Annotated in this window: 13 protein-coding genes and 2 pseudogenes; 5 read left to right on the top strand and 10 right to left on the bottom strand. The window is 48.5% G+C overall.

Annotated elements, in window-relative coordinates:
- Positions 1–92: 92 nt before the first annotated feature.
- Positions 93–569, bottom strand: coding sequence for a phage tail protein (locus ACQE3Z_RS08765; protein WP_426973359.1), 477 nt, complete (start codon positions 567–569; stop codon positions 93–95).
- 1,144 nt (positions 570–1,713) lie between these two features.
- On the opposite strand from ACQE3Z_RS08765, the gene ACQE3Z_RS08760 reads away from it, so the two are divergent.
- The gene (locus ACQE3Z_RS08760) at positions 1,714–1,977 is read left to right on the top strand and encodes an ogr/Delta-like zinc finger family protein (RefSeq protein WP_426973358.1); all 264 of its coding nucleotides are present in this window, start codon (positions 1,714–1,716) and stop codon (positions 1,975–1,977) included.
- Here ACQE3Z_RS08760 and ACQE3Z_RS08755 read toward each other — a convergent pair.
- From ACQE3Z_RS08755 to ACQE3Z_RS08730, 6 genes and pseudogenes are all read right to left on the bottom strand, one after another.
- Entirely contained in the window at positions 1,974–2,162 is a 189-nt protein-coding gene (locus ACQE3Z_RS08755) for a hypothetical protein (protein ID WP_426973357.1), read from the bottom strand. The genes ACQE3Z_RS08760 and ACQE3Z_RS08755 overlap by 4 nt on opposite strands.
- A 73-nt stretch (positions 2,163–2,235) precedes the next feature.
- Complete coding sequence (locus ACQE3Z_RS08750; RefSeq protein ID WP_426973356.1) at positions 2,236–4,278, bottom strand: replication endonuclease; 2,043 nt, start codon at positions 4,276–4,278, stop codon at positions 2,236–2,238.
- Between the two features lie 158 nt (positions 4,279–4,436).
- Positions 4,437–4,721 (bottom strand): hypothetical protein, encoded by a 285-nt coding sequence (locus ACQE3Z_RS08745; protein WP_426973355.1) that lies wholly within the window; start codon positions 4,719–4,721, stop codon positions 4,437–4,439.
- Complete coding sequence (locus ACQE3Z_RS08740; protein ID WP_426973353.1) at positions 4,718–5,143, bottom strand: hypothetical protein; 426 nt, start codon at positions 5,141–5,143, stop codon at positions 4,718–4,720. Before ACQE3Z_RS08740 ends, ACQE3Z_RS08745 begins: the two co-directional genes overlap by 4 nt.
- A 40-nt stretch (positions 5,144–5,183) precedes the next feature.
- Positions 5,184–5,288: pseudogene (locus ACQE3Z_RS08735) on the bottom strand (phage regulatory CII family protein); the annotation flags it as partial.
- A 30-nt stretch (positions 5,289–5,318) separates the two neighbouring features.
- Positions 5,319–5,540 (bottom strand): regulator, encoded by a 222-nt coding sequence (locus ACQE3Z_RS08730; protein ID WP_426973351.1) that lies wholly within the window; start codon positions 5,538–5,540, stop codon positions 5,319–5,321.
- A gap of 140 nt (positions 5,541–5,680) precedes the next feature.
- Here ACQE3Z_RS08730 and ACQE3Z_RS08725 point away from each other — a divergent pair, with 140 nt between their 5' ends.
- A complete protein-coding gene (locus tag ACQE3Z_RS08725) occupies positions 5,681–6,262 on the top strand; it encodes a phage repressor protein CI (RefSeq protein WP_426973349.1) in 582 nt (193 codons plus the stop codon).
- Between the two features lies 1 nt (position 6,263).
- Positions 6,264–7,300 (top strand): annotated as a pseudogene (locus ACQE3Z_RS08720) (phage integrase).
- A gap of 584 nt (positions 7,301–7,884) precedes the next feature.
- Here ACQE3Z_RS08720 and ACQE3Z_RS08715 read toward each other — a convergent pair.
- From ACQE3Z_RS08715 to ACQE3Z_RS08705, 3 genes are read right to left on the bottom strand one after another with little or no spacing between them, the layout of a single operon-like run.
- Positions 7,885–8,511 carry a LysE family translocator gene (locus tag ACQE3Z_RS08715; protein ID WP_426973347.1) on the bottom strand — a complete coding sequence of 209 codons (627 nt, stop codon included), beginning with the start codon at positions 8,509–8,511 and terminating at the stop codon, positions 7,885–7,887.
- Between the two features lie 33 nt (positions 8,512–8,544).
- Entirely contained in the window at positions 8,545–9,147 is a 603-nt protein-coding gene (locus ACQE3Z_RS08710; RefSeq protein WP_426973346.1) for a formyltransferase family protein, read from the bottom strand.
- 32 nt (positions 9,148–9,179) lie between these two features.
- The gene (locus tag ACQE3Z_RS08705; protein WP_426973739.1) at positions 9,180–10,523 is read right to left on the bottom strand and encodes an aminotransferase class III-fold pyridoxal phosphate-dependent enzyme; all 1,344 of its coding nucleotides are present in this window, start codon (positions 10,521–10,523) and stop codon (positions 9,180–9,182) included.
- Between the two features lie 304 nt (positions 10,524–10,827).
- Between ACQE3Z_RS08705 and ACQE3Z_RS08700 the strand changes: the two genes are divergently transcribed.
- Positions 10,828–12,252, top strand: coding sequence for a PLP-dependent aminotransferase family protein (locus tag ACQE3Z_RS08700; protein ID WP_426973345.1), 1,425 nt, complete (start codon positions 10,828–10,830; stop codon positions 12,250–12,252).
- 309 nt (positions 12,253–12,561) lie between these two features.
- Positions 12,562–12,774, top strand: a complete 213-nt coding sequence (locus tag ACQE3Z_RS08695; protein ID WP_426973344.1) for a hypothetical protein — start codon at positions 12,562–12,564, stop codon at positions 12,772–12,774.
- Positions 12,775–12,807 lie beyond the last annotated feature (33 nt).

Genomic DNA, 12,807 nt, shown 5'->3' with positions numbered 1-12,807 from the left:
TTAAAACTTCCCTGCTTTTCAGGAAAACCGCCGTATGGCTACGCCCGTTTTCCCTGAAATTCCTGCTGTTTCTTCCCCTGCCACGCTGGGTATTACGGCCTGACCGACGACGTCACTTCTGCCTCTTCCGCGATCCATATCTGCGCGTCCTCCAGCCTCCAGCGCTGACCATCGAAAGGAATCGGCCCCTTTCCGTCCGGCGCCAAATCCAACGCTTCCACTAGCGGAAGCTTTGCCACGATGGCCGCGGTACCGTCGTCGTTCATGGAAACGGTGAAAACGGGCAGCTCCGTATCGATGCCGATCTCCTCATACAGGCTGCGATCTTCCTGATTTAGCCAGGCCAGAAGCAGAGCCATCAGAAGTTTCGGATCCTGTTCCCGGTACGGAAAACGTGCCCAGCTCAGCGTGACGTCATAGCGGATAATGGCGAGCCGATACTGTCCCAATCCCATGTCGCGCTGTGCGGCGATCGGTTTCATGCTTTCCATCCGGCTACTGAAGCCTTCCATCAGGCTTGCCGACAGCGCATCGGTGATAAAGGCCGTCAGGCTTTCCAACGGGCTCATTCAATCCTCCTGGCGTTAACTGAGTACAAATGCTCTGTAAAATGGCATCCCTGCGCCTGCCTCAATTAATTTGGTTAATGAACCAGGTCATCCTTATTACCGCTTTTTTCAGCTCAGCTTTTATTCATTGGCTATAGCAAGTTCAGATATTTCATGTCTTCGTTGCCAGCGCCATTTGGCTAAGCTTATTTCCGCAGCGATAGATATTCCTTATCGCCTGTTCAGGTAGTCGCCCACTTCTTTCCCTTAATGTAAGGAAATGAGAGTTATCGGGCGGCGCGAACAGCTATTACGGCCTCCTTTCCTGCTGCATGTGTAGTATCGCTAATTTCCTACCGCACCGCATCCAGCGCGATTCGGATATGACGCATTACCGAAGAATGCCGAAAATAAAATATCCCGATGACCATTAGTGATGAAGAAATCTTATTTCGATGATAAAAATCGCACCCTGGAGCTGTGCGAGGAAAGATATCATTGGTATGGCTTTATAGCGAAAGGGGAATGAAACGGATAAATTGCTCCGCATTACAAAAAGCGATGACGCAACATCGATAAAAGTTCTTATAAAAACGGTCACATTAAGCGCCAGCGTGATAAAACATCGCACGCTATAGCGGAAAGGGATTGTGCTGATATAGATTGATGCATGGGAAGAGGTCATGCTGATATAAATTTCTACCCGGGGAGAGTGAAGAATATAAAACAGGTTTATTACGGGTGGCTACTGAGCTTCCTCAGCGCCGAACGCGCCACGTGAGGTTTGTCGCAGCGCTGGCGGCAAACCTGAGACGCCGCTAACGCCGTGGATGGATGGCCGCATACGCCTGACTGATGCTCTAATATAAACAACCACTTGATTAACTTGGCGAATAAATCTCTGGATGGTCATTTATCCAGACCCGGAGAACCGACTACCGATGATCTTTTCCGGCAGAATAAGACCACTGCCATTTCTATAAGTAAGACACTGAACGATGCGCAGACTGCCAAAACAGGCTGCCAACGCAGAAAGTGAAAAACCTTTTTCAGCGCTCTCAAGCAAGAAAATTTATGTCATTTTATTTTTATCATAAGCAGAGAATTAGTGAATAATAGCCAGCAACAGGGTAAAATAACGCTATCTTAATTAGGGAGAAAAATCATGCGCGTTATGCGAATCGAATGTCCTGCCTGCGGCGAAAAATCAATAATTAAAAAAACAGTTCGTCACCATCGGGAATTATCCGATCTTTACTGCGCCTGTACTGATTATGAATGCGGCCATACATTCGTCATGAATGTCACCTTTTCCCATACGATCAGCCCAAGCGCCAAAAACAAAGATGATATGCTGAAAAGCCTGGTGTCAAATATTGATAATGACGACCGGCAAAAATTAATGGAGCTTTTGAAAAAACAAGCCTAAGTTCCAGCGACAGAGGAATGAACTTCTTTATAAGCTAAAGATTCCGTATGGTCCACCATCAATTCAAAAAGCCATTCAAAGGCCAGCGCCATTTCTTTTTCATTATCGCAACCCGCTTTGTTAATAAGCTTCAGCAGCAACTCCATCCGCTGAGCCACTATCACTTCCTGGAACATATCCGGCATGTGCAACCTCCATCATGTACTGTATATTAATACAGTATACATATTTACTCAAGCGGGGGAATATTTTTCCTGCTTATATTAGCGAGCCTTGCTCTTCATCACAGCTGTATCGCGCGTTAATGGTGCAACTTATCCTTTCCGTTAATCGCCCGTTGCGGTAAATAAGATAGTTACGACCGCTTATTAACAGTCTACCTCCGCGCATCAGCACGGCAATATCTCTGTCCGAACCGGCGACTCCTCGTCTTTGCAATGCCCCCGTCAAACGGTGACGCTGCGCGTGCGTACAGTTATTGACAGAACTCCAAGGGGCGGCAGAGCCGCCAGAAAAACCTGCCTCCGCTGACGCTTCGGCTTTGGCGACCTTTTCCCACTTAACCAGCCGCGTGGGAATTTCAGAGCCACGGATTTGCGGTGAATAGATACCCTGAATGCGCTGCACGTCCTCCGCGTACTCGTTGCCCTGCTCAGTGATTTCATAGCAAAGGCGGATCACCAGATCTTCACGGGATACCAGCGGGCCACCCTGCGCCTGCGTATAGGATGCCCAGCAGCCGGTATCCGCAGCGGCCAGCACGGCGTCCATCTTCGGGTCAGGCAGCTGCTTATCACGCAGTCGGCGCAGCTCACGCCAGACAGTAACAGGTGCGCCGCCGATCTGCTGAAACTGGCGGATGCGCCAGCGGGACGCCCACGCGCAAACGGCTTTGGCCATATCACGCAGGCTCTCCCCGGTTTCGTCATCTATTTCGCCATCCAGCGCATAGCCGTCGATGTTCTTTGAAATGTACTTGGCGATGTAGGCCGTAGCGCTGCCCTTGGCCGGATCGATGGCTTCGGCATGAAAGCGGGCTTTGCGGGCCTTGTCGGTGGTGAGCTCGTCGCTGTCTTCCTGATACGCATAATCACGAATAATTTCGCGCACGCGCTCGAGATGCTCCGGGCGCATAAACAGCAGCATATGCCAGTGTGGCGTCCCGTCATGGTGTGGCTCAACGACACGAAAGCCGAAAACGTGCATATCTTCACGAGAAAGCCTGGCACGGATTTTAGACCAGACCTTGCACAGATAGCGCTGTGTATCGCCCGGGCTGGCCCCGTTCCACTGTGAAACAAAGCCGCCTCTACTGTGAACGGCATGATATTTTGATGGGGCGGTGATGGTGTAAAAATCCCCCACGCAGCCGGTTTCGCTGGCAATATCCTCGAAGCCACGCATACGTACCATCAGTTCACAACGGCGTATTGCCGGATTAGCGTTGCTGTGGTTCACCACCTCTTCCAACGCAATGCGGTAACCTTCATCGTTTATCAGGTCAAAGCGTTTGAAAAACTCCCGGTTACGTTTTTTCTGCTCTACCCATTCGCCCAGCGTACTGCGTGAAACATACGCCGATGCTGATTTCTGTACCTGCCCTACAGCGATGGCCATATGCTCCCGCTGCAGGTCACGCATCCTTTTCAGGCGTCCACGCCACCACTCTGGGGCCATCATACGCAGTAGGCCGGATTGTGCCTGGCGCAGTGGCAATACACCGTCTTCAGCATGGAATCTGGCCCAGTATGGGGGTGTAGTGCCGGTCAGCGCGGCCAGCTCAGCAAGATAACGATATGCCGTTATGGTTACCGTCGTTTCATCAGAATCAGCAGGCATGGAAACGGCGGCAGTAAATTCAACCAGGCTATAAGAAAGGAACGACGCAACGCGGTACGCCAAATCGCGAATTTTGAGGTGGCCCAGCGTTGGCAGACATTCCAGTTGTTTAATGAATGGCAACTCATGCGCTGCCGATGAAGGTAACGTATATTTTTTCTTCACCATCTTCAGGCGCGGTAATACGTTCTGCCCAAGCGTCTGGCGCAAAAACGTATTGGCGAGGCGGCGGCCATTATGGGGATTATTGAAAAGCTGCTCATAGCGGTTAGCAAAATATCCGGCTAACCAGTTGGGCATTTCGTGCAAATATTTTTCGCGCCAGCTGTGATCTGCCGGATTTACGTGCCACAGGCGGCGCTCGATGAGCGTAACATCACGCGGAACGTCAGACGCAAAATGTTCACGCCGCCAGGCATCGACTGTGTGATAGTGGCCAGCAGGGTACTGAATTTCACTCACTGCGAATTGCCTGTAGCCAAAAGATCAGCGCCAACAGGTCAACGTCTGCAGAGTTTTTGGGTATATCCTGACGAGTCATATGCATGATTTGCTATCTCCAGGGTGCAGAAAGCCCGGCCACGGTAAAGGTGACCAGCAAAATTTCAGGGGTTAATGGATTAAAGTGCGAGGTTTAAAACGGCCCGGACAGATGCCAGCGTTTCTGCTTGCTCACAGCCAGTTTCCGCTTCACGGCAGGCACGGCACCAGAACGCAGCGTTAGCTGCCAGCCAGTGGCGCTGATTCGTCAGATGTTCCGTATCGTTAAAAGCGAATGGACGCAGGGTTACACACCCATCCCTGCCGTCGCATTTCCCTAAAAAGGCATCAACATAATCGGCCGGCACGCGCCAGTTATTAAAGTCTTCACGCAATCCGGTTGTTGGTACTGAGATTTGTTTCACTGCCCTGCCTCCCTTTTGCTTTGTTTGTTCGCCAGCTGTTGTTCCAGCTGCACCAGTAATGCCGGTGCAATTACCATCTCCTGTCCCGGTGTGATATTTGGGCGAGAAGGTTCCTGGCGGCTCGCGGTACGGCGGGTAAATTCACTACGCCCTAGCGGACCAAACTCATTCAGCATGTTTCGTGCCCGGATAATGCCGGTACGCAACAGAGTCATTCCCCGGCATCCGATATGCGCATACAGCTCATTCCAGCTGTAGTTAGCCAGGTAAGGTTTAAAGGTGCCGGTGTTATGGATAGATGCAGCGTGCAGTACGACGCCACGCCATTCTGGCAAAAGTGAATTCCAGTAATCAGCAGCTGCAGAATGGCTGGCATCCAGCTGTTTGCGGATCCGCTCCAGCCAGGTTTTGTTATCTGCCATAGCGTCCCCCGATAACTTTTAGCAGACGCTGCCACCACGGGTGCATACCAACAGCATTAGCCACTTCTGCGCGGTTGTGAGCCTGAGCAAATGCACGGCAGTCTGTTTCAAAATGAGGATGTTTAGACCGTTGATAATCAAACATAGTTAGTCTCACCGAAGTCAGTCAGCTGAATTACGCATTAAGCGAAATATTACAGGCTCTTAAAGTCATGACTGTTAGCGCAGCCATGGTGACTTCAATAATCCCTTTCTTTGGCCTCCCTTTAGGCCCAACACCTACTTTTATCATTTTAATCAAAAGGTTATCTATGTCCTTGTTGGTTCCGGTACGGCAGCAATACTTATCTAAGGGAAAGGAAGTTTCGGGGATGACAATTGTAATATCAGGACGCATAAGGCAAACTCCAGCGGTTATCCTGTACGGTAAATACAGGGTTAAAATCATCAAAATTCGTATAATGAAACATTATAAGCAATGCTATCTCGTAAAACGAAACATTGCAATAGCATTTCTCAAAAAGCGAGAGAAAAACCATGCCTAAGTTTCCTTTTGAAAAGGCAGATTCCAGTGAAAAAGTTTTGGATCGCATAGTTGAGGCGTATGGCTTCACATCCAAACTTGCACTGGCTGAGCATTTTGATATGGCTTCAAGTAGCCTTTCCGGCAGATATCGCCGTGGGACGTTTCCTGCCGATATGGTTGTCAGGTGTGCAGCGGAAACGGGAGCATCTCTGGAATGGCTGGCTACCGGGCAAGGCACAAAATTTGAAGATGAAGAATTAGACATTTTAAAAATGCCGCGCCAAAAAATCGTTGATGGCCAACTGTATGAAGCAGGGACATTTATGCTGGATAAGGTTTCATTCCTTCAGGGCAAGCCCCTGCCAGCCAATCCCACCTGTATTATCGAAGGGATAGTCCAGTACATTATCGAGCAGGATTTCAGTGAAATTTATGACGATGCCTGGCTGGTGGAAATTGAAGGCAAAGCAAGCATCCGCACGCTAACCCGGATCCCAGTAAAGAAAGTTCGCGTTAGCGGCGTTGGCATGGCATTTGATTGTGGAATTGATGACATCAAGGTCATTGGGCGAGTGATTCTGACCATCCAATGATATGGCGGTTAGAAAACTGAATAACGGCCAGTGGATAGCCGATTTTTATGCTGTTAACCGTGGTAACAGCAACAGCGAAAAGCGAAGACGCAAAAATTCGCCACCAAAGGTGAAGCGCTGGCCTCTGAAAATGACTCACGACAAAAGATTGAGGATGCTCCCTGGCCGGGTGACGGAAAAGCTAAGCGCCGCCTGTCTGATTTAATGCATTTTTGGTATGACCGGCACGGTATAATTTTGCGGGATGGAGAGAAGCGCAAAAAAGCGATGCTTTGGGCTGCCGAGTGCATGGGACACCCGCTGGCTAGTGAGTTTACTGCGCAACTTTTTACAGCTTACCGTGCAAAAAGGTTAGATGGCCATTTCGCCAGGACAACGCGTATTAGCAAAGTTTCGCCGCGTACAATGAACCTGGAACACGCTTATTTTTTAGCAGTGTTTAATGAACTCAAAAGACTGGGCGAATGGTCACCGCCCAACCCGCTGGAGAACGTGCGCCAGTTCCGCACGGATGAAAGTGAAATGGCTTTTTTGACGCGAGAACAGATAGATAGCCTGCTGACTGAATGCCGCCAAAGCTCTGCGCCAGATTTAGAAATGGTGGTCAAAGTTTGCCTGGCTACTGGCGCACGCTGGAGCGAAGCGGAATCCCTCAAACGCTCTCAGGTAGCAGCAGGAAAAATTACCTTTGTTAAAACAAAGGGTAAAAGAAATAGATCAATTCCTGTCGATGCAAAGCTATTGGCAGAACTACCTAAAAAGAATGGGGCATTATTTTCGCCCTGCTATTATGCTTTTCGCTCAGCGTTAGAACGGGCAGGAATTGAGCTACCACCGGGCCAGCTAACTCACGTGCTGCGTCACACTTTTGCCAGTCACTTTATGATGAACGGAGGAAACATCCTGGTGCTTAAAGATATACTGGGGCATACGGACATTAAGATGACCATGCGTTATGCGCATTTCACCCCAAGCCACTTGCAGCAAGCAATTACGCTCAACCCATTGAGGAAAAATGTCCCTTTTCTCTCCCCTTAAGACTCACACATTCAGTAACATCCAGCAGCATCCGAGCGGTAATTTTCTTTTTTTAAGATAAATTATTGTTTTTTAATGGTGGTACATCGTTTTCATAATCGCTTGGTTGCTGGTTCAAGTCCAGCAGGGGCCACCAGATTTTAGCTGCCAGGTAAGCTCATTAAAGCCACTCTTCGTGAACTGCACCCTTAATCGTTGAGTGTCCAACTTTTGGGGTGCAATTCATTCGGGGTGGCTTTTTTGTTGGGCTTTAACAAGTGGCACCAGATTGGTGATAGCATCAAAACCGTGCCAGTACAGGCCAGTAACATCAAACCAGGGATGGAGAACGCAAGCAAAAGTATGCGTTCTATGTATGCATAGCTTTGAAAAAGTTGACCATCACTATTAAAAAGCTTCAATTTCCCCTAGGCCTTGATAGCACTCGATACATTTTGCCTGTAACAGAAACGGTAATAACAGCCAGAACGAATTAGTCTGAGACTCAATGGCATGAGCCCGGTAGAATACCGGATTCACGTTTTAACCAACCCTGTGATCTAACTATCCAACTTTAGGGGATCAGTTAAAAAGAGGGGCTTTGGTTACCAAAGTGAAACCAGAAACCCAATCGCTACCAGGGCATAGAAACCCGCACAGATCAGATCAAAACTACGACGGGCGCGGTTCAGATATTTTTCTGCGGTACGCGAGGCGAAAATCAGCGCATACAGACCAAATATCATTACACCTAAAAGCGCACAAGTCGCCACCAGGAAATAGCTCTCCCATTGCGGGGCGCTACCTGTTATTCCCACACTGGTGACGGTAAACCAGGTTAATGCGGCTTTAGGATTGCTTAAGTGTAACCCTAAGCCCTGAAGGTAATAGCCTCGTAAATTCTGATGCTGTTGCGTTGTTCGTGCAGAAAGATCGCCGGGGCGAAACGCACTGCGTAACGCTTTATACGTCAGCCAGAGTAAATAGGCAGCCCCTAACAGCTTCAGCCAGATCATAAAACTCTGTGAAGAGATCAAAATGGCTGATACACCAAGCGCCGTTAACATACCCCAGCAGATAGAGCCTGAAATCACACCGGTTGCCAGAACCAGACCCGCTTTACGACCATAATTCATCGCGGCATTGGCGATGGAAAGATTACCCGGCCCCGGCGACGCCGTACCAATGCTGTAAACCAGCAATGCCGCTAAAAACGAAGACATATCCCACATACATTCACCTGACCAAAAACATGTCTGAGCGTATCACTTGAAGCAACGGTGATCCGGTTCGTTTTCCCGCATGGTTAACATCCAGTCTTTCAGTTCTGATTGTTTGTACAGTCTATCTCCCCAGCGATACTCAGAAACCGGCAGCGGTTTACCCTGAACAATATAATCGCTCATGAGTCGTGCGAATTGTTGCAGGCAGGAGATACCAACATGCATGCGCAGTGAAGAGGCCGTGGCGCCCGGTGCAATAGCAAAATTGGCAACATCGATAATCTGCCCACTGTCTACTGATGGAGCCATATGGTGGCAGGTTGAACCATAGGTCTCATCGCCATAATAAATCGCATAGTGTTGGCTACCCAGGCCACGGTAACGAGGTGGAGCTGGATGAAGGTTAATCGCCCCTTTACGCGCTTTTTTGTAAATACGCTCTGGGAAGATAAAATCACCGCGATACGAAATAATCCAGTCGCCTTCCCAATTCTCTAAATGCTCTGGCCAGGCATCACCTGGATCCCAGCAAAATACCTCGACATCAGAAAAAATCGTTTTGGCAAATTCAACGCCAAGGTCACACCAGTCCATCGTACAAACTGAAAGTAATACCTTATCTTTACAGCGTAAATCTTCAGACATTATTCATCCTCTTTTTGTTAAATTTCGACTTTTCATTTCATCTTTAAGGTTGAAAGTATTGCGGTGAACCGTTCGACCATCTGCGCCAGTTCGTCGTCACCGGCAATAAAAGGTGGAGCAAACAAGATATGTTGTCCGTTAATACCATCGACCGTACCGGTACCAGGGTAGAGCAGCAGCCCCTGCTCAAGTCCTGCCGTTTTTAAACGTGCCGCGAACTGTTGATGAGGTGCTAATGGGTTCATGCTGTATCGGTCGGTGACAAATTCAACGCCACAAAACAACCCCCTCCCCCGAATATCGCCCACATAATCAAGGCCAGACAGCGACTCTTTCAGCATGGTTCGGAAAAACTCTCCGGCCCGAACAACGCGGGGAAGTAACTGTTCCTCTTCAAGCGTTCGCTGCACTTCCAGCGCAATCGCGCAAGCAAAAGGATGATTTACATGCGTCTGACCATTGGCTAAAACACCGGTACCATCAGCAATAGCCTGATGAATATTGGCATTGATTAATAAGGCTGAAATCGGCTGATAACCCGCAGCCAGTCCTTTACCCACCGCCACCATGTCTGGCACAATCCCGTCATCCTGATAGGCGAAATAGCTACCAGCTCGCCCCATCCCGGCCATCACTTCATCCAGAATCAGTAACACATCATGCCGTTGGCAAACCTGTTGTATCTTCCTGAAATATCCGACGACAGGAGGTACCGCACCGGCAGTGGAACCGATGACTGTCTCCGCGACAAACGCACACACATTGTCACTGCCGAGAGCCGTGATGTGCTCGTCTAACTCCTGAGCCAGGCGGTCGGTGTATGCCTTATCCGTTTCTTCGCCTCGCTGGTCGCGAAAGGCATAACAAGGCGAGACAAACGTCACCGCAGGAAGCAAAGGATCGTAAATTCCTCTGCGTTGACTGTTTCCGGAAATGGCGAGCATGTTGAACGTGCTGCCGTGATAATTTTGCCGACGTGCGATGATATGAGTCTTTTGAAACTTGCCTCGTTCATGTTGATATTGCCAGGCCACTTTAAGCGCAAGCTCCATCGCTTCTGAACCACCAGACAGGAACTGCGCTTTCGCCATGCCGCCAGAACGCATAACCAGCCAGTCTGCCAGTGCTTCGGCGCCCGCCAAAGTGAGCCATCGCCCGCCATCCGGATCGCGCTCGCTCATACAGGAGGATAATGTCCAGCGATCGTGGCTGGCACCAATACCAAATACGGTCGAACTTCCCGCTAACAGTTTGTATCCCTTTTCGCCATTATGTTCAGCAACTGAGAAAGCTCTTTTATTTTTTTCGGTATACCTGAAGCCAAATCTATCGGTATTAACAACAGGGGAAATATGTGAGGTTGGATGAAAATACATCAAGTAAGGCAGCTATCTTACCAGCCCACTATCGGTAAATTTTTCTTCATATTCTTTCATATAAGGAATAAGGCTTTGACGATTCATGGTTACCGCTACACTCGCTCACTTAGTTAATAACCGTGAATTAGTTAACCACGTCAGTCTACAAGACAAAAGATACAAATATTAATTATTTTCATGATTTTGCTGCGGGGATTAACATTTAAAGCTGGATAAACGATGTCAAACTGTGCTTTTTTTCAGTACAGTAATATTACAGCCATCCACTTTCAGGTTCACCTCATTCATCATGAAACTTTATATGAGCGTAGCAGCGCATCTGCGCGAAAGGATTGAAAAGGGCATTTTTTCCAGCGGTATGCGTTTGCCTTCAGTACGAACCTTGAGCAGCGATCATGGGGTAAGCGTAACTACGGTCCAGCTGGCTTACCGCCAACTCGAAAGTGATGGTTTAATCGAATCTAAACCCCAGTCTGGCTATTATGTTAAAACGATACCGGTATTGCCTCGCCCTATGGCAGCAAATGATATCAAGGCTTTCTCAACAGAGCCTGTGGAGTCACAAAACAGCGTGGAGTTTGAGTACTACATGGAGCACCCCGGACTGCTACTGGGAACAGGTTATCCCTGTATGAATGCGCCTTCTATGGCTCCGCTGTTTACCGCTTTACATCGTCAGGCACAAAATTACGTGCAGTCCCCACAGACCCGGCGGCATCCCTCAGGCTTATTGGCTTTGCGCGAGCATATTTCACATTTGATGTTGGATGCCGGCTGTCAGAGTCGGACAGACGATGTCATTATCACTAACGGATGCAAAGAAGCGCTGTTCATTGCTTTGAAAGCCAGCTGTGAGCCTGGCGATTTAGTGGCTATAGAATCCCCCTGCTACTTTGGTATTCTTGAGCTACTTAAAATTGCTGGTGTTACACCAGTGGAAATACCTGCCGATCCGGTGCATGGCTTAAGCCTTGAGGCTCTTGTTGTTGCGCTGGAAACGTTGCCGATTAAAGCGGTTTACCTTTCACCAAACTGCAACAATCCGCAAGGGTATACCATGTCAGATGTACGCAAGCGCCAGTTACTTAATATAGCGAATAAATATGATATCACTTTAATTGAGGATGATATCTATAGTGAACTTAGCTATCTGTTGCCGCGGCCAAGGCCCATAAAATCCTGGGATAGCGAAAACCGCGTTATATTATGCAGTTCTTTCTCTAAAACCTTAACGCCTGACATGAAAACCGGATGGATATTTGCTAATCGCCAGCAGAAAAAAGTACTTAATTTAAAACTAATGACTTCCGGTGTAACAGCAATAACGCCGCAGATGGCTATCGCTGATTTTATTGAGCAGGGACATTATGCCAGGCATATTCGTAAAATGCGCCTACTCTATCGAAAACACCTGGCGATAGCACAAGAGAAAGTGTTAGCGTATTTCCCCAAGGGAACACATTTTATATCGCCGCAGGGCGGCTATCATTTATGGATTAACTTACCAAATGAAATTCAGATAAGCGAACTATGCGCTCAGTTGGAACTGAAGAAAATTAAAATCTTGCCAGGCACTCTATTTTCACCACAAAAGCGTTTCACTTCATCACTACGGTTGAGTTATTCCTCGCTGCATCTGTACGATGCTGACGAGATGATTGAATCGCTGGCGCAATCAGTCAGGCAGTGTCTTACCGAGGTAAAAAGCTCTACATTTGGTCTGTGACATCAAATGAAGCACCGCTTTCGATGCCAGGTGCCAGTGTTAACCGTTGCGGTAGGCTTAGCCTGGCAGATGGTCTCCTGCGATTCTGCCGTAGCCTTGGCCATGAAAGGCAGCGCTTAACAGAAATCGCACCTCCATTTGCCCGCGATCGATAAATGTCGAAACCTTAGCAAAATAACGCTTCCGCAGGGAAATCCGTTATGAGGGTGGCGCAAAATACCACCGCTTATCACCTCTGTTTAGCCGATTGAAAAATGCACAACACCGTATGATGCTTTCCAGAAAAGAAACGTATCCGCCGGAGTTTGTATGTCTGAGAAAGATCCTGTTGTTGAACGCCTGTCGCTGGAGCTGCTGGCTCTGCGTCAAATCGTCCAGATGCTGATTACCTTCGGCAATGTCCCCACCGGCGGCAAGCTGAATAAATATCTGGAAAACCTGGCAAGTGAAGTTGAACACCGTAATGGCCGGGAAGCGAACAAAGCCATCGCCGATGTGATTCGTAGCTATATCCGTTCTTAATGCCCAAACCCATACTTAATTCTGACCCCGCAA

Origin of the sequence: Pantoea sp. FN0307 (assembly GCF_050113815.1) — a bacterium.
GTDB lineage: Bacteria > Pseudomonadota > Gammaproteobacteria > Enterobacterales > Enterobacteriaceae > Mixta > Mixta alhagi.
The sequence above is the reverse complement of the archived record's forward strand: the minus strand, read 5'-3'. Positions and strand labels throughout refer to the sequence as shown.

What these genes read in the sequence shown, in the direction of transcription:
- ACQE3Z_RS08765 (WP_426973359.1), bottom strand. Translation starts at nt 569, where the DNA reads ATGAGCCCGTTGGAAAGCCTGACGGCCTTTATCACCGATGCGCTGTCG.
- ACQE3Z_RS08760 (WP_426973358.1), top strand. Translation starts at nt 1,714, where the DNA reads ATGCGCGTTATGCGAATCGAATGTCCTGCCTGCGGCGAAAAATCAATA.
- ACQE3Z_RS08755 (WP_426973357.1), bottom strand. Translation starts at nt 2,162, where the DNA reads ATGCCGGATATGTTCCAGGAAGTGATAGTGGCTCAGCGGATGGAGTTG.
- ACQE3Z_RS08740 (WP_426973353.1), bottom strand. Translation starts at nt 5,143, where the DNA reads ATGGCAGATAACAAAACCTGGCTGGAGCGGATCCGCAAACAGCTGGAT.
- ACQE3Z_RS08730 (WP_426973351.1), bottom strand. Translation starts at nt 5,540, where the DNA reads ATGCGTCCTGATATTACAATTGTCATCCCCGAAACTTCCTTTCCCTTA.
- ACQE3Z_RS08725 (WP_426973349.1), top strand. Translation starts at nt 5,681, where the DNA reads ATGCCTAAGTTTCCTTTTGAAAAGGCAGATTCCAGTGAAAAAGTTTTG.
- ACQE3Z_RS08715 (WP_426973347.1), bottom strand. Translation starts at nt 8,511, where the DNA reads ATGTGGGATATGTCTTCGTTTTTAGCGGCATTGCTGGTTTACAGCATT.
- ACQE3Z_RS08710 (WP_426973346.1), bottom strand. Translation starts at nt 9,147, where the DNA reads ATGTCTGAAGATTTACGCTGTAAAGATAAGGTATTACTTTCAGTTTGT.
- ACQE3Z_RS08705 (WP_426973739.1), bottom strand. Translation starts at nt 10,523, where the DNA reads ATGTATTTTCATCCAACCTCACATATTTCCCCTGTTGTTAATACCGAT.
- ACQE3Z_RS08700 (WP_426973345.1), top strand. Translation starts at nt 10,828, where the DNA reads ATGAGCGTAGCAGCGCATCTGCGCGAAAGGATTGAAAAGGGCATTTTT.
- ACQE3Z_RS08695 (WP_426973344.1), top strand. Translation starts at nt 12,562, where the DNA reads ATGTCTGAGAAAGATCCTGTTGTTGAACGCCTGTCGCTGGAGCTGCTG.